General features: G+C 47.0%; 14 protein-coding genes. 9 read left to right on the forward strand and 5 right to left on the reverse strand.

Annotated elements, in window-relative coordinates; translation table 11 throughout:
- The 3 genes from NBZ79_RS19145 to NBZ79_RS19155 form a co-directional block, all read right to left on the reverse strand.
- Complete coding sequence (locus tag NBZ79_RS19145) at window positions 1–2976, reverse strand: adenylate/guanylate cyclase domain-containing protein (RefSeq protein WP_251934264.1); 2976 nt, start codon at window positions 2974–2976, stop codon at window positions 1–3.
- Window positions 2969–4156, reverse strand: a complete 1188-nt coding sequence (locus NBZ79_RS19150; protein ID WP_251934265.1) for an ABC transporter substrate-binding protein — start codon at window positions 4154–4156, stop codon at window positions 2969–2971. The genes NBZ79_RS19145 and NBZ79_RS19150 overlap by 8 nt, the downstream gene beginning before the upstream one ends.
- Window positions 4157–4251: 95 nt before the next feature.
- On the reverse strand, window positions 4252–5841 hold the full coding sequence (locus NBZ79_RS19155) for a flavin-containing monooxygenase (protein ID WP_251934266.1): 1590 nt from the start codon (window positions 5839–5841) through the stop codon (window positions 4252–4254).
- A gap of 176 nt (window positions 5842–6017) precedes the next feature.
- On the opposite strand from NBZ79_RS19155, the gene NBZ79_RS19160 reads away from it, so the two are divergent.
- The 5 genes from NBZ79_RS19160 to NBZ79_RS19180 all read left to right on the forward strand — a co-directional run bounded on the left by NBZ79_RS19160 (window position 6018) and on the right by NBZ79_RS19180 (window position 10017).
- The gene (locus NBZ79_RS19160; RefSeq protein WP_251934267.1) at window positions 6018–7019 is read left to right on the forward strand and encodes an NAD(P)H-dependent glycerol-3-phosphate dehydrogenase; all 1002 of its coding nucleotides are present in this window, start codon (window positions 6018–6020) and stop codon (window positions 7017–7019) included.
- Between the two features lie 22 nt (window positions 7020–7041).
- Window positions 7042–7329, forward strand: a complete 288-nt coding sequence (locus tag NBZ79_RS19165; protein WP_251934268.1) for a YciI family protein — start codon at window positions 7042–7044, stop codon at window positions 7327–7329.
- A gap of 100 nt (window positions 7330–7429) precedes the next feature.
- Entirely contained in the window at window positions 7430–8590 is a 1161-nt protein-coding gene (locus NBZ79_RS19170; protein WP_251934269.1) for an acyl-CoA dehydrogenase family protein, read from the forward strand.
- Window positions 8591–8609: 19 nt separating this feature from the next.
- The gene (locus NBZ79_RS19175; protein WP_251934270.1) at window positions 8610–9023 is read left to right on the forward strand and encodes an EVE domain-containing protein; all 414 of its coding nucleotides are present in this window, start codon (window positions 8610–8612) and stop codon (window positions 9021–9023) included.
- An 85-nt stretch (window positions 9024–9108) separates the two neighbouring features.
- Window positions 9109–10017, forward strand: a complete 909-nt coding sequence (locus tag NBZ79_RS19180; RefSeq protein WP_251934271.1) for a DMT family transporter — start codon at window positions 9109–9111, stop codon at window positions 10015–10017.
- Here the strand turns inward: NBZ79_RS19180 and NBZ79_RS19185 are convergent.
- Window positions 10014–10193, reverse strand: coding sequence for a DUF1674 domain-containing protein (locus NBZ79_RS19185; protein WP_251934272.1), 180 nt, complete (start codon window positions 10191–10193; stop codon window positions 10014–10016). The genes NBZ79_RS19180 and NBZ79_RS19185 overlap by 4 nt on opposite strands.
- 124 nt (window positions 10194–10317) lie before the next feature.
- On the opposite strand from NBZ79_RS19185, the gene NBZ79_RS19190 reads away from it, so the two are divergent.
- The 3 genes from NBZ79_RS19190 to NBZ79_RS19200 are packed head-to-tail and all read left to right on the forward strand — an operon-like array spanning window position 10318 to window position 13944.
- Window positions 10318–11598, forward strand: coding sequence for an RsmB/NOP family class I SAM-dependent RNA methyltransferase (locus NBZ79_RS19190; protein WP_251934273.1), 1281 nt, complete (start codon window positions 10318–10320; stop codon window positions 11596–11598).
- A gap of 37 nt (window positions 11599–11635) precedes the next feature.
- The gene (rpe, locus tag NBZ79_RS19195) at window positions 11636–12301 is read left to right on the forward strand and encodes a ribulose-phosphate 3-epimerase (RefSeq protein ID WP_251934274.1); all 666 of its coding nucleotides are present in this window, start codon (window positions 11636–11638) and stop codon (window positions 12299–12301) included.
- On the forward strand, window positions 12298–13944 hold the full coding sequence (locus tag NBZ79_RS19200; RefSeq protein ID WP_251934275.1) for a heparinase II/III family protein: 1647 nt from the start codon (window positions 12298–12300) through the stop codon (window positions 13942–13944). The genes rpe and NBZ79_RS19200 overlap by 4 nt, the downstream gene beginning before the upstream one ends.
- 34 nt (window positions 13945–13978) lie before the next feature.
- Here the strand turns inward: NBZ79_RS19200 and NBZ79_RS19205 are convergent, their stop codons facing one another.
- Window positions 13979–15289 (reverse strand): nucleotide sugar dehydrogenase, encoded by a 1311-nt coding sequence (locus tag NBZ79_RS19205; RefSeq protein WP_251934276.1) that lies wholly within the window; start codon window positions 15287–15289, stop codon window positions 13979–13981.
- A gap of 151 nt (window positions 15290–15440) precedes the next feature.
- Here NBZ79_RS19205 and purH point away from each other — a divergent pair, with 151 nt between their 5' ends.
- Window positions 15441–17039 carry a bifunctional phosphoribosylaminoimidazolecarboxamide formyltransferase/IMP cyclohydrolase gene (gene purH / locus NBZ79_RS19210; RefSeq protein WP_251934277.1) on the forward strand — a complete coding sequence of 533 codons (1599 nt, stop codon included), beginning with the start codon at window positions 15441–15443 and terminating at the stop codon, window positions 17037–17039.
- Window positions 17040–17056 lie beyond the last annotated feature (17 nt).

The raw sequence follows: 17056 nt of genomic DNA on the forward strand, positions 1-17056 counted from the left end.
TTAGTCTTTGGTGTCACTCTTTTCGTTGCCGTTGTCTTCTTCGGCAATTTGCGACAACACTCTTTGAAGAAGAGCTTCTGTTTTTCGGCGGCCTGCCGATGACATATCCTTCAAATTAATGTCCAGCTTCAGATTCTGGAATTCTTCATGGATAGTATTAACGGATTGCAATGCTTCATCCCGCTCATTCAATATCTCATAAGTCGCAATCGGAAATTTGATACCTTTAACTGATACTTGGTTTTTGTTTCCACATTGTATTTCATCTTTGATATTTGCATAGGTTTCATGGGAAATTCGTATTTCTCCCGTTGCTGCCGTTGATTCCAAACGAGAGGCAATATTTACTCCATTCCCAATCGCTGTATAATCCATTCGTTCTGAACTCCCAAAATTTCCAACTGTGCAGTATCCGGTATTGATCCCAATGCGACTCTGAAGCGGTTTTTCTATACCAATCTCGAACCACTCCTCATTCAGTTCCTGTAAACGTTTTTTCATGACAAGTGCCATTTTTGCACAGGCAACGGCATCTTCCTTGACACCACGGCTTTCAGGATCACCAAAAAATATAACAATCGCATCTCCGACAAATTTATCAATTGTCGCGCCATGTGCTAATGCAATCTCGGACATTTCCGTTAAATACTGATTGAGAATTCGCGTAAGGTCTTCAGCTTCAAGACGCTCCGTAATCTCTGTAAAGCCAACGATATCAGAGAAAAATACTGTTAGTTTTTTACGCCTGCTCGTAATATCGCCGCGGTTGGTTCCTTCAAAAATAGACGCATAAACCTGCGGTGACAGATATTTTGCAAGCTGGTTCGACAACCGCTCCAGCGCGGTAGATTGCTCAGCAATGGCCTCTTCCTGCTGCTTGATTTTCGTAATATCGGAATATACCGCTACGGTACTACCGTCTTCCGCTTTACGTTCATTGATCAAAATCCAGCGCCCGTTAACCCGCCGCTGAACATATGAACTTGAAGGTTTATGGTGGTTCACAAGACTTTCCGCAATCCACTCTTCATGCCGCCCAACAGCGTCTTCAATGAAATCCTGATCCGCCGCCTCTCGCATGATCGTCTCGAAGGTCTTGCCATACTGCAAGTCGATGGATTGATCAGGGAAAAACTGGCTGCAATACACGCTATTGCAAACAACCAGTCGGTCATTCGCATCATATAACGAAAACCCTTCTGAAATATTCTCAATGGCGTTTACCAAACGCCTTCGGGTGACTTCCAGTTCCCGATGATTGGATTCCTGTATCTCCACCGCCGTATCCCTGAAGACTGCCAGTGCATTTGCCATGGATCCCAGCTCGTCATTTCTATCTCGAGAGGGAATAGCAATCGCGGTATCACCGCCCGCCAGTCTTGTCATGGTATCTGTAATATTTTCCAGCGGCCGGATTATCCTTGGTCGAATGTAGAATACCATCACGAGTAAAGCTGTTAACACACTTGCCATGGCGACGAGTATAAGAAAGGCTTTTCCTGAAGCGACAACCTTTCCAGAATGTAATTCAGCCACAACGCTTCTGTCTTTTGCCGTCGAAACAAGATCAGCAACTTCCTTGTTCAGTTCCAGTGATATGGCCCTATTCTTGGTCAGTGATTCCACAGCACGTTTTGAATATTCCAATTCACTTCGGCGTGTTTCAAAGAGATTATTGTCTGTTGTCCCAATATCCAACAAGCGGACCGTACTTGCTGCAAGATCATTATTCCGTGACGATTCTGAAATATCCTCAAGCATGTCAACAATTCGATCTGAGGAAGCTTCAAATCTTTCCTGAAATGGGCCGATCAATGACATATCGGATACATTGGCTGCTTCACTTAAGATACCAGCGACGAGATTTCCTTCAGCACGGAGCGAAAGCAACAATTGTAATGTATTGGCACCGATATCAATCAAATGATTTATCTCAGCAGATGATGTTGTTGCTTCTTTCTGCGCAGCACTGTCTAGAGATTGCAGATTAGACATCATCATTTGTGAAAACACCTGTTGAAAGCTCGCATAAGCAGCTTGTAGATAGGTATATTGCTCAATCAATTCGGGAGAAATAACGTTTTCATTGATATCTTGTTGGCGAAAAGAAAGTTGCTTTAAGGAAAAGATGTCATTTTCACTCTGGCCGATATCAAGAACAGACTGACCAAGCAACACATAAGCCCGGCCACTTTCACTTTGTTGAAGTTTTTTGCCAAGACTGTCAACGGCTTTTTCTAGCTGGTCAAACTCGCCACGTAAGGTTTCCAGTCGCTTCGGATCTCTCAGGAATATTGCCTCTGACAGCAGGTCTTCAGCAGTATCAATATTTGTTCGATAGGCGAGAATGGTATTGACTGAAGTCATGGAATCGCCGATCAGGGCCCGAAGATTATCGCCGCTTTTCGCAGAAATTTTTTCACCGTCCAGAACAAAATTAAATACGGCATCATCAATCAGGGGCTCCATCGTCAGCAGAAAAGACTGATGGATCCGAGCAAGTTCTGCTGTGTTCCTTTCTGTTTCACTTTTTTCAGCCAGCCGCAATTCGACATCATTCTTCAAATGTGTAAGGCTGGCGGATAATTCCTTTTCTAATTCGTTCAGTTTTCCCCATTTTTCAATATCACCGGACTTAATCGGCGAATTCTCTATGGCCAATCTTAATTTGGCAATTCGCTGATCGAGGGTTTCAATTGTTTTTCGATGATCTCCCATATTGGTATTGACCATCAGATCAGGTGCGGAGGAAGAAATTTCGGCGGCATATTCAGCCAATTTCAAAGCGGATTCCATCTCCGGCAGGCTCTGTTTTGTGATCTGATCTGTCGACAGAGAAACATGGACAAAAGAATACCAGGCTATTATCCCGGCAATCACGCTCATCGAGGCCAGTAAGCTCAGTGCCAGGAACAGCTTACCATTGATTTTAAGGTCTAAAAATGTACGTTTTCTATGCGCATTGTCTTCAATCATTTGGAAGTTCTTCTATTGCGTTATATTTTCCTCCGGCAAGTATTTCTGTCAAAAACACCCCCTCCATGCCCTGATTATCGTCAGGACCGAACACAAGATCAATTCCACCCAGTTCAAATTGTGCTTTTCGATCTATTTGGTCAATAAACCCTTCACGGGTCGGCTTGTTTCCCAACCTCTGCAAAATTGCGACAACCAACTTACCCGCTATGTACCCCTCCAGCGACACGAACCCGGGTTCCAAGGAAGAGTTTAAGTTTCTTAGGGATTTTTTATATTGGACAACCAAGGGAATACTATTGTCCGTTGGAAAAGGAACCACTTGAGTGACATAGACTTTCTCCCCATTCCCATCCAGTTCAGTTGCCAAAGCTTTACTGCCTACGAATGAAATATTCAAAAACACAACATCAATGTTCAATTGGCGGGCTAATTTTATGAATTTTGCGCTTGCTTTGTATGTTCCGATCATGGCGATAGCTTGTGGATCACCGGCGCGAATTGACAGCAAGGCTCTTTTAATCGCAGTCGTATTACGCAGATATTTACCTTCAGCAACAACTTTCAAATCTCTTTTTTCAAGCGCCTTCGTGACCCCTGCAAGGCCTGCTCGCCCAAAGGAATCGTCCTGATAGAAAACCGCGACCCGTGTTATCCCCAAGTCTTTGGTAAGATGCGCTATCCAGGCTTCTGTTTCCTGCTCATAAGAAGCACGGACATTCACAACATTTCGCAACGCAGGATCTCGTAAAAACGCCGCGCCGGTAAAAGGGGCGATAAAAGGAATATTGGCATGGGTTGCGATTGGCTGAACTGCTTTCGCTGTTGGTGTTCCGACACCGCCTATTAGGGCAAAGACCTTATCGACTTCCAAAAGCTGGTTAACGTTCTCAATCGCTTTTCCCGGATCATAACCATCATCATAGGATTTTAAGGCCAGGCGGCGACCGTGAACCCCTCCCATTTCATTTGCTTCATGGAAAGCTGCCAAAATACCATCCCGCATGCCCTGCCCAAGTGCAGAAGCAGGCCCTTCAATTGCAGCAGATTGGCCAAATAGAATTTCTGTGTCACTAATACCGGTTTCCGCATATGAAAACCGAGAAAATTCCAATGACGCACCAAGACAAAAAGCTGCAAGCAAGATTGGGCGAGCGCTTTCACAAAGTTTTTTTATCAAAACCGCCTAAGTATCCCTCTAAGATAGTCTGAATCGCACCATATTGGCGATTTGTACTATAACGACGTCAACTAACAATATATCTCCAATGACATCTAAGACAAGGAAAAGCCTTTATAGCCCTCATTGACAATCTCTTCACAAGCAGCCAAATAGCGCTGAAATCCCAGATACGGCATAAAAATGCGAGGCTTTCCAGGAATATTTGCACCCAAATACCATGAGTTACACGTCGGAAACAAAGTGTGGCTGGCAAGTTCATTTGTCTGGGCAACCCATGCCTCTTCCGCATCGTTGGACGCTTCAACCCGATTGCAATTGGTGTCCCGACAATGGTTTATACAATCAGAAATCCACTCCACATGATGCTCAATTGCCGGCATCATATTTGCCAGAACAGAAGGGCTGCCAGGGCCTGTTATAATAAACAAATTTGGAAATCCGGAAATAGCGACACCAAGATATGTTTTCGCACCCTCAGCCCATTTCTCTTTCAAGGTCGTTTTATTTCTGCCTTGAATGTTAATTTTTGCGAGCGCGCCGGTCATGGCATCAAATCCCGTTGCGAAAACCAGCTCATCCAGCTCGATTTCTATTCCGCCACGTCGGATACCGGTTTCCGTAATTGCGTCAATTGGCTGCTCTGAAACATCCAGCAAAGTTACATTTTCCCGATTATACGTTTGATAGTAATTTGTATCGACGCACATTCGTTTACAGCCAACGACGGTTTGCGGCGATAACTTCTCTGCAATCTTGGGATCGTCAACCACGTCGTGGATTTTGCCTCGAACAAAATCTGCGGCTGTATCATTGGCTTCCTTGTTTGTTAGAAGATCATTGAATGCTCCCAGGAAAGTTAATCCGCCCCTTTTCCAGCGTTTTTCATATACTGCCTGCCTTTCTGCATCACTAACGTCCATCGCCATATCTTCATTAATAGCGAGGAGAAATCCGGATCGAGAATTTTTGGCTTCTTCACGATAGAATTTATAGTTTGCTTTTCTCTCGCGTTCATACTCAGGGTCGTAAGGCCCATTATAGGCAGGTATCGCATAGCTTGGCGTTCGTTGAAAAACATAAAGATGCTCGGCTTGTTCAGCTATCAATGGGATAGATTGGACCCCTGAAGAGCCAGTACCGATAATCCCGACTTTCTTTCCGGTAAAATCAGGCTCGGTATGTGGCCAGTTTCCTGTGTGATACGTCCCTCCTGAAAAGGTATTTCGGCCTTCAATTGATGGAATATTCGTCGACGAAAGACACCCTGTCGCCATGACACAAAATCTGGAAACAACCGTCTCACCATCTGATGTGGTAGTTTTCCAGCTATTCGACGCTTCATCAAAATCCATTTCTGCAATATGCGTATCAAACTGGATATCCCTGCGCAAATCAAACCGGTCCGCCACATGATGAGCATATCTTAAAATTTCGCCCTGCGTTGCATACCGTTCCGACCAGACCCATTCTTGCTGTAACTCATCTGAGAACTGATAAGAATATTCGAGACTTTCCACATCACATCTCGCTCCGGGATAGCGATTCCAATACCAGGTGCCGCCAATGTCTCCTCCAGCTTCAAAAACTTTTACTGAAAAGCCTCGATTACGCAGGTTATGCAGCATGTACAAACCGGCGAACCCGGCGCCCACGACAACGACGTCATAGCTATTTTTGGTCATCTTTTTTGCAGTCCTCGTTTTTTATTATATTTTTTTAAGGCTCTATCTACAGGCTTGCAGTTTATCACAAGTTGCTTACACAGCAACACCTGCAGACAATTCAGTGCTTTTTGTTCCGCGGCGTTCATGCTAATCAAACCCCATAAATACGTGATAAAAGCAACTATGGGAAACAGATGACTAAGCTGACTGTAATAGGAGCAGGTGCGTGGGGAACAGCCTTGGCAATTACGGCGAGGAAAGCTGGAAGTGATGTTGTGTTGTGGACCCGCCATAGCGCCCATTCTGATTTGCTCAATACGGAAAATGTCAACTCCAGCTACTTACCCGACATCCCGCTCGCTGCCGGTATAACGGCAACTTCTGACATCCGCCACGCGGCTCAAGCTGATATTCTGCTATTGGTGACACCGGCGCAGCATGCTCGGGAAACACTCTATAGATTGAAGCCAGAACTTGAGGCCGAAACGATACTCGTGATGTGTTCGAAGGGAATAGAGCAGGAAAGCGGGCGCTTGATGAGCGAAATCATGGAAGAAATTGCTCCGTCTAATCCCCATGCCATCCTTTCCGGCCCAAATTTCGCCGCAGAAATCGCACGCGGACTACCGGCCGCTGCTACACTCGCCTGTCGACATCAAGAACTTGGTGAAAGTCTTGTGAAGGCAATCGGTTTACCCACATTTCGACCGTATTTGACCGATGATGTGATCGGTGCGCAAATTGGCGGGGCTGTAAAGAATGTTCTCGCTATCGCTTGCGGCCTTGTAGCTGGCGGTCGATTGGGAGAGAACGCCCGAGCAGCACTTATCACGAGAGGAATGGCCGAAATATTACGGTTGGGAGAAAAGCTGGGCGCAAGGGCCGAAACTCTTATGGGTTTGTCCGGCTTTGGAGATCTCATTCTTTGCTGCACTTCCCAGACTTCAAGAAATTTTTCTCTTGGCGCTGCATTGGGGCAAGGTGATATTCTGGAAGAGATACTTCAAGAACGAACCGCTGTCACAGAAGGGGTCTATACAGCCTCAGCTATCTGTAGGTTGGCTGAAAAATTTGGTATCGAAATGCCAATTTGTGCCGCAGTTGACGAGATTTTGAACGGTGGAACCGCCGTTTCCAGCGCCATTGAAGATTTACTCGCCCGTCCGTTTAGAGATGAGAAGCTCGCCGGATTCTAATTAAAGATTTGAAGGAAAAAATATGCTGTTTATCGCCCATTGCACGGACAAACCCGACCATCTGCAAGTCCGCCTGGATGCCCGACCTAACCATCTCGAATTCCTAAAAAATAAGGGAGATGCCTTAAAAATTGCTGGCCCTACACTAACTGCTGACGGCGAAAACCCAAACGGTAGTCTGATTATTTTTGAAGACCGTGATCTGGAAGCTGCAAAAGCTTGGATTGCCAGCGATCCCTATGCAGGGGCGAATTTATTCGAAAGTGTGATCGTCAAGCCTTGGAAACATGCCATCGGCAACGGTGTCTAAGCACTGAAGTTTGCAATATTCTCCTCAAGGATAGATGTTGCTCCGATTGTTTTCTTGTGATCTATTATTTGAAAATAATAATCAAGAAACGAGGTGTACTATGCTGTTTACCCAAGAGCATAATGAACTTAAGCGGACCGTAACCCGGATTATCGACGAGGATCTCAATCCAAATGTAGACGAGTGGGAAAAAGCTGACATTTTTCCCGCCCATGATGTCATGAAAAAAATGGCCGATGCCGGTCTTCTTGGAATCGGCAAGCCTACAGAATATGGCGGACTTGATCTGGATTTTTCGTATGAAATGGTTTTCGCTGAAGCGTTGGGCGGTATCCGCGCTAACGGTGTTTCAACATCAATTGGCGTTCAAACCACTATGTGTACTCCTGCACTCACAAATTATGGCAGCGAAGAGCTCAAGCAGGAATATTTAGTCCCAACAATTTCCGGAGACCTTGTTGGGTGCATCGGGGTAAGTGAAGAGGCGGCAGGGTCCGATGTGGCTAATACCCGAACCCACGCTAAAAAGGACGGAGGTGACTATATCATCAACGGATCGAAAATGTGGATAACCAATGGTGTGCAGGGTGACTGGATCTGCCTTCTTTGCAATACCGCTGAAGAGGGTGGTCCGCATCGGAACAAGTCCCTGATTATTGTACCGCTGAAAAGCGAAGGCGTTTCCGTTACACGCAAACTGGACAAACTGGGCTTGCGTTGTTCTGATACGGCACAGCTTTTCTTCGATAATGTCCGCGTGCCCGTCCGCAATCTAATTGGCGAAGAAAACAAGGGTTTTACGTATCAAATGCGGCAGTTTCAGGAAGAACGGTTATTTGTCGCCGCTCGTGCCCTTCGGGGAATGGAAATGGCAATTGAGGATACCATTGAATATACGGGTCAGCGCAAAGCCTTCGGTGGTACCATTTTGGACAATCAAGTCGTCTATCACAAACTTGCAGAAATGCAGAGTGAACTGGAGGCTGCACGCGCATTATTATATAGAACCACTGAGCAATATGTTGCAGGCGAAGACGTCACAAAACTTGCTTCCATGACTAAATTTTTAATGGGTAATTTGGCGAATAAAATCCCCAGCGCCTGTTTGCAATATTGGGGCGGACAGGGGTTCATGTCTGAAAACTGGATATCCCGAGCTTACCGGGACCTCAGGCTGACTGGGATCGGGGGCGGCGCAAATGAAATAATGCTGGAAATTGTTGCCAAGAAAATGGGAATATATCCTGGCATGCGAAATTGAGCAAAGACAAGGACAGCCCATGAATACTTGGTTAATAAAATCGGAACCTGGAGCATGGTCTTGGCAAGACCAGTTGGACGCAGGCGAGAAAGGGACCTTCTGGGACGGCGTTCGCAACTATCAAGCTTCAAACAATATGAAAGCCATGAAAATAGGAGATCAATGTTTTTTTTATCATTCTGTTAAAGAGAAAAGCATTGTCGGAATTGTTGAAGTTATCAAAGAGTACTATCCGGATCATACAGACCCCAAAGGTCGCTTCGGCATGGTGGATGTGAAGGCTGTACAGACCTTTCCCACGCCGGTGACCCTCGCCGAAATAAAAGCGGACCCGGAATTGGAAAATTTGGCATTGGTCAGGCAGAGCCGGCTTTCAGTGGTTCCTATTGACGCAGCGTCCTGGAAGCATATTTGTAAAATGGGTAAGCTGTAATATTTGGACCTGAAAGCATTAGGTAATTTTCCCCCGATCCCGTAAGGTTTCTGGCGCAGAAACATCTTTCGTCAAATTGGACCCCATGAACCCCAACGCACCAACCGCCGGCAGCAACCTGCAGGCATACGCATTTCTGGTATTGACTACCCTATGCTGGGGTATGAACGCAGTATTGGGTAAATTTGCTGTCGGTGAAGTCTCGCCGATGGCTCTGGTTTCGTTGCGATGGTTGGGGGTCGTAATTTTAATGACAATTATCGCCCGTCGTCAGGTTGCAAGAGACTGGCCGATCCTGAAAAAAAGACTGCTTTACATGCTGATAATGGGCAGTCTTGGATTCACCGGCTTTAACACATTATTTTATGTTGCCGCTCATTCCACAACCGCCGTCAATATTGGAATTCTTCAAGGGTCAATCCCCGTATTTGTTATCACTGCCGCCTTCTTTGCTTTGAAAGACAAGGTAACTCCCCTGCAGATCATCGGGGTTCTTGTGACCATCATCGGCGTGATCATTGTAGGTTCGGGCGGAAGCCTGGAGCGATTGGCCCGCCTTGAACTTAATCGCGGTGATGTCATGATGCTCGGTGCATGTGCACTCTATGCCGGATATACCGTTGGCCTTCGTTTCAAGCCCGACGTTTCCGCCTTAAGTTTTTTCGCCATAATGGCGACGGCAGCCTTTGTTACGTCGTTGCCGTTCACATTTGTCGAAATTCAGCTTGAACATTTCTTGGCACCAACTTCAAGCGGGTGGATTGTTGTTGTCCTGGTGACGCTCTTTCCTTCATTTATCGCACAGCTCACCTTTATTCGCGGCGTTGAAATTCTCGGCCCCGGACGTGCAGGTGTTTTTGCAAACCTGGTGCCGGTATTCGCTTCTATTTTCGCAGTGAGTTTCCTGGGCGAGCCATTTGAAATATATCAAGGAACAGCACTAATCCTTGTTCTTTTCGGTATCTGGATATCTGAGCGTGGGAAAGCGACTTAGAAATCGCTTACAATGCCATTGCGCTCCCAATCTCCATATCGTGTCGGTTCCAGGCCCTTGGGGCCGCCGATCTCACCATCTGCCTGGGTTTGCTTTATGGCTGAATTGCCGGCTTTTTCCGTATCTTTTTCCGTGGACTCCTGTCCGTCGTCCATCGCTTTTTTGTCGTTCTTCATTTCTTTTAGTCCGCTTAGATTGCTCGAATGTCTTATGGCATAAAAATAGGGCAGTTATCCATAGACTTCCAGTATTTCCAACCCTTCTATAGACCGCCGGGTCAATTTCCCGTATGACACCGACATGAATAACATCCAAACCAACCCCAGGCGCGCTGCGGTCCATCTTCTGACACGTGTTTTGCAAAAACATCAGCTTTTGGAAGAGATCCTGAATCCTGTCCTCAAAGATTTATCACCGCGAGACAGGTCCCTGTCGCGAGCTTTGGCCTCGACGACACTTCGTCATCTCGGGGTCATCGACGGTTTGATAGATAAGATGCTGGATCGACCCTTGTCAGAAAAGATATTCGAAATCAGGCATATTCTGCGAATTGGGATCGCACAAATCCTGTTTCTCAACATTCCGTCGCACGCCGCCGTTCACGATACGGTAGAATTAGTTCCGGAAAAGAGTAAATACCGGGGAATGGTCAATGCATTGCTCAGGCGCACTGACCGGCAAGGAGCCAAGCTATTACATCAAATGGATGTCCCCAAGCACAATACGCCGCCTTGGCTTTGGGAAAACTGGGTGGCACATTACGGCGACGAAACCGCCCATGAAATTGCTGCCGCCAATATGACGGAAGCCGAACTGGATATCTCTGTTAAAGGCGATCCGCAGAAATGGGCGAAATTGCTCGACGCTGATATTCTTGCAAACGGGTCTTTGCGTCGGCCTGCCGCAAGCGACATAACATCTTTGCCGGGTTTTAGCGACGGGGAATGGTGGGTTCAGGACGCAGCCGCGTCAATCCCAGCCGCTCTGTTCGGCAACGTTGAAGGAAAAACCATTCTGGATTGTTGTGCAGCACCGGGTGGCAAGACCGCTCAGTTGGCCGCTTCCGGTGCCAAGGTAATTGCCCTTGATCGGTCAAAAGGCCGAATGAAGCGCTTGGCCGATAATATGAACCGACTGCAATTGACCGTAGATATACAGGTTGGGGAAGCCGAAAACTATTCTCCCGAACAAAAACTGGACGGTATACTTCTCGACGCACCCTGCTCCAGCACCGGGACTCTCCGCCGTCATCCAGACGTTGCTTATCTAAAATCACCTGCGGACATAGAAAAACTCGGGTCATTGCAAATGCGGCTTCTTGATGCCGCGTCAAAGCAGCTCACGCCGGATGCAATACTCGTATACAGTGTTTGCTCCTTACAAGCTGAAGAAGGTGAACATCAAGTCGACAACTTGCTGAAGCGTGATTCTAGCCTTAAACGGCAGCCGGTCAATGCCGCGGAAATTGGTGGGCTTTCCGAAGTGATAAATGCAAAAGGCGATATTCGTTGCTTACCCCAGCATTTAGGTGGCATGGATGGATTTTTTGCCGCCCGGCTTGTTAAATTATCTGGTTCATGAGCTTGAGCAGAACCGCTTGAAATGTTAAAGGAATATCATGCGTAAACCCGTTAGAATAGCTCCGTCAGTTCTCGCCGCAGATTTTGCGAAACTGGGAGAAGAAGTCGCCGCCATCACAGCCGCCGGTGCAGATTATATCCATCTGGATATAATGGATGGACATTTTGTCCCCAACATCAGTTTTGGGCCTGCTGTGACAAAATCAATTCGCGATTATTCTGATAAGCCCTTCGACTGTCATTTGATGATTTCACCATTTGATCCGTTTGTTGAGGAATTCGTTGATGCAGGTGCTGATATTATTACCTTGCATCAAGAATCTGGCCCACATGCCCATCGAAGCCTGCAACTGGTAAAATCACATGGTTTAAAAGCAGGCATCTCATTAAACCCGGCGACGCCAGCCTCAACACTTGAACATGTGATGGATGAAGTTGACTTGATTTTGGTGATGAGCGTCAACCCCGGCTTTGGCGGTCAAAAGTTTATTGCCTCCCAACTCGACAAAATTAGAACCCTTCGATCGATGATTGATGCTTCTGGACGTGATATCGATTTACAAGTTGATGGGGGTATCAACGCGGAAACAGCCCCTCTGGTTATCGAGGCGGGCGCCGACTTACTTGTTGCGGGAAGTGCCGCCTTTAAAGGCGGCCCAAGCCAGTATGCCGAGAACATCAATTTGTTGTTGGGCAGAGCATGACAGCCGCCGCGAATTTGCCTAATGAAGGAGGCATACCGAAGCGGCGTACAGTTCTGGATATCATTTTCTCCAGCGGACCCTATCAGGCCAGCCTGAAATCGCGGGTTCCCAAACGACTCTCTCTTGTTCCAGTTGATGTTTTTCCGGGCGATAGTGATCGGGCAGATAATATTTTTCAGGGACATTTTGATTTTGCGGGCCATGAATTTTTCTTAGCGTCGCCGGAACCCTGGCACGCAGAAGGGCAACCGCTTGCTTGGCACAGGGAGCTCCATGAATTTGGATGGCTCCGAGATTTTTCAGCGAACGGCAGTGAAGCCGCAAAACGCCATAGCAGAGCGCTCATTTTATCCTGGATTTCGCACTTTGAAACATATGTACCCTATGTTTGGGATGAAGATGTTTTATCTCAAAGAATAATCAACTGGTTTTGTTACAGCGGTTTTCTCATGGAACGAGAGGACAGTGATTTTAATTTCAGGTTTCTTCGCTCCCTCAGACGGCAATATCTACATTTATCGCGAATAAGTAAAAGAAAGCCGCTACTTCAAGATCGCTTTTGCCTCTGGCAAGCCCTGCTATATGGCACATTATGTTTCCCTGACTTACAAAAACAGACTGACAAAATCATGGCCAGTCTGGAAACGGAAGTCGGACGGGTCGTTATGACAGATGGCTGCCACATTTCAAGAAACCCCGAACATCACCTGATGTTACTCGGACGTCTTGTCGGGCTACGCAATACTCTGATGGCGGCTAATGTAATTGTTCCAATTATTCTCAATAATACCATTGATCGACTTGCCCCCGCAGTCCGGTTTTTCCAACATGGGGATGGAAGGCTGGCTCTGTTTAACGGAGGAAGCCAGATGGACGAGGGGTATTGCGATATGCTTCTCTCTCAGTCTGATGCAACAGGCCGGGCTCCACATCGATTTCCGCAAGGAGGGTTTGAACGGCTCAAAGCAGGACGTGCCCTTCTTATAATTGAAACCGGTGAAGGCGGCAGAACGAAACATGATCTTCGACATTCAGGCCTCCTTGGATTTGAATTCAGTTACGCCAGAGAACGATTAATTGTCAATTGTGGTGGATCTCGCGATTTGGACTCCTCCTGGGGGAGGGCCCTTGCGTCCACCGCGGCACATTCGACACTTGGTTTTGACAATTTGAACGCTGATTTCCCAACCAGTCAGGAAGTAGAGCAGAGCGCGGTTGTTCGTAATGAAGAGGAAGGAAATGTTTGGCTCGACCTGGAAAGTAGCGGCTATTTATCATCTGTCGGTTTGCGCCATCGCCGGCGCTTATTTATTGATGCAAGCGGGCTAGCCTTACGTGGCGAGGACCAACTCATTCCAGAAAGGCAGCCGTCGACGCGCCGATCCCGTTTTACACTCCGGTTTCATCTCCACCCTGATTTGAGTATTTCGCGAAGTGCTGGTGGCAAGAATATATTGATCCGAACCCCGAGCGGTTCCGGCTGGAAATTCCTGACAGGTGCTCCCCTGCTTACACTGGAGGAGAGCGTTTATTGCAGTGTTCCCGGCGAACGGCGCCACAATCAACAGATAGTTATTGCCGGCCAATTGGAGAATGAAAACCCCGTCCTCGTTAAATGGGCACTTACTCGATTATCGGAATGAAGCTGAAGTTGCAAATAGCTGCTCGAGAACAGCTTTAAAGTTGCCATCGCTTGATATCTGCTGAAAATTCTGTATCTCGCCAAATCCCCTTTACATCGGCAAGAAGACCCGTTTTCGTCATCATTCCTTCCAGAGCGGAGGACGAAAGGGTTCTATATACGGAATGCGCTACGGCGCCTATTACCGCATCATATCCAGTAAGATTTGATAAACTCTCAATTAAATCAATATCCAGAAACTGTCGGGCTTCCGCTTTGTCAGCAAGCGGATCATGAATATCCACTTGATGTCCCAGCTCACGCAGCCTGGAAACAATATCTGTGACTTTAGTGTTCCTTAAATCAGGCACATTCTCTTTAAAAGTAATGCCGAGGATCAGAATTCTACTGTTTCCGTCAAGCTTTGTATCAACGCTTTCGGCGATGAAACTTCCCATGGAATCATTTATACGCCGGCCCGTCAAAATCAAATCTGCAAAATGCCCGACCTCGCCAGCTTTATGAGCGAGATAAAACGGGTCAATGCCAATACAATGACCACCAACTAGGCCAGGTGTAAAATTCAGGAAATTCCACTTTGTTCCAGCCGTTTCCAGTACATCGAAAGCCGAAAGACCCAACTTCTGGAAAATCATTGTAGCTTCATTTACAAAAGCGATATTAATATCCCGCTGCGCATTTTCAATTACTTTAGCCGCTTCTGCCGTCTTGATATTTCGGGCACGAAATACGCCACCGGAAGTCGCGGCGCCATATATATCTGATAGAATATCCGTAACCTCTTCGGTTTGCCCCGATACCACCTTGATAATTTTATCGACTGTATGCACTTTATCGCCAGGGTTAATACGTTCCGGTGAATATCCTAGATAGAAATCCTGCCCCGAAACCATACCAGAATTTTTCTCCAGCAGAGGACCGCATACATCCTCCGTTACGCCGGGATAAACGGTACTTTCCACGACAACAATTGCGCCCTTTTTCAGAATAGAGCCGACGCTGGCGCAAGCGCCTTCCAACGGTGTAAGATCGGGTTTGTTACTCTCGTCAACTGGGGTCGGGACAGTAACAATATGGATATCAGCATCGGCAATATCCTCAATTTCGGTCGTAAAAACCATGCTGCTTGCCCGTAACAGCGGAGGATCAATCTCAAATGTCCTGTCCATTCCCTGGCGAAGTTCCTGAACACGCTCTTCATGAACGTCATATCCAATAACTGTAAACTGCCGCGCAAGTGCAACCGCCAACGGTAACCCAACATATCCAAGACCAACAATTGCGATAGTTGTCTTGTTACTGACCTCGTCCATACCATGTAAGGCCGCCAATAAAGAATGCGCCATAAAGTCTCTATCCAATTTTGATTTACACGTCTTTGGTACTGCCGCAAGAAGAGAATGTCTAAGTATTTTTCGTTATTTGTTCCGAAAACCTGCCCGTCATGCTATAGCGCCAGCATGTCTTCAATTACCTTCATCAAGGATATTATCCTCCATGCCCGCCAGTGATCTTCAACCCGTGAAACGAGCTCTCATTTCTGTCTCTGATAAGGCAGGGCTTATTGATCTGGGAAACGCCTTAATCGCACAAAATATTGAAATTCTATCAACCGGTGGAAGTGCTAAAATGTTGCAGGATGCTGGAATTTCCGTCACCGAAGTTGCGGATCATACTCATTTTCCAGAGATGATGGATGGACGGGTCAAGACTCTCCATCCAAAAATACATGGCGGTATCTTGGGTCTTCGAGATAACGACGATCATATGGCTGCCATGGACCAGCATGACATTGGACCAATCGATCTCGTGGTTGTAAATCTTTATCCATTTGAAGAGACTGTTGCAAAAGGTGCCGATTTTCACACCTGTATAGAAAACATAGATATCGGCGGTCCGGCAATGATTCGATCCGCTGCCAAAAATTACGGTTTCGTAAACGTCGTCGTCGATTCAGAGGATTATGGCCCGGTCGTTGAAGAATTAATGGCCCATAATGGTAAGACCAGTATCGAACTGCGCAAGCGTTTGGCCGCCAAAGCCTATGCACGCACCGGTGCCTATGACGCAGCAATTTCGTCATGGTACGCGACGCAATTAGGAGAGGTGTTTCCTGATCGTATGGTGTTCGGCGGAACCCGGCAGCAAATTATGCGTTACGGAGAAAACCCTCATCAACAGGCAGCTTTCTATTCGAATGACGAAAACCGGATCGGCGTCGCGTCATCGACACAATTGCAGGGCAAAGAGCTATCGTACAATAATTTCAATGATACTGATGCTGCATTCGAATTGGTTGCGGAATTCGACCCGAATGTTTTTGGGCCCGCTTGTGCCATTATAAAGCATGCCAATCCTTGCGGCGTTGCTTTGGGTTCGACTTTGGCAGAAGCTTACAAATCTGCGTTCGCCTGTGACACAACATCAGCATTTGGTGGCATAATCGCGTTAAATCAGACTTTGGACATGGCGACAGCTGAGGAAATTGTCAAAATTTTTACCGAAGTAATTATTGCACCGGATGCGGACGACGACGCGAAGGCTGTCATCGCATCGAAGAAAAACCTCAGGTTGCTGCTGACAGGCGGACTTCCAGAACCCACGACAAGTGGTCAACTAATCAAATCCCTGGCTGGTGGATACCTGGTTCAAGATCGCGATAACCAGCTAACAGCACAAGCCGAATTACAAGTTGTCAGTCAGAAAGTGCCGACAGAACAGGAATTATCCGATATGAAATTCGCGTTTACTGTTGCCAAGCATGTTAAATCCAACGCGATCGTTTATGTTCGAGATGGCGTAACCGTCGGCATTGGCGCCGGCCAGATGAGCCGGGTTGACTCCTCTAAAATTGCCGCAAGTAAAGCCCTTGAAGCAGCTCAGAATGCGGGTGACGAAATATCCTGGGCAAAAGGCTCTGTCGTTGCTTCAGATGCATTTTTCCCTTTTGCAGATGGCCTTCTGGCCGCCGCAGAAGCAGGCGCGACCGCTGTTATACAACCCGGTGGATCCATGCGCGACGACGATGTTATAAAGGCAGCAGATGCCGCCGGTCTGGCCATGGTCCTAACGGGTATGCGGCATTTCAGGCACTAAACCACTTTCGAATTGAA

The sequence above is a fragment of the Sneathiella marina genome (assembly GCF_023746535.1).
Classification (GTDB): domain Bacteria; phylum Pseudomonadota; class Alphaproteobacteria; order Sneathiellales; family Sneathiellaceae; genus Sneathiella; species Sneathiella marina.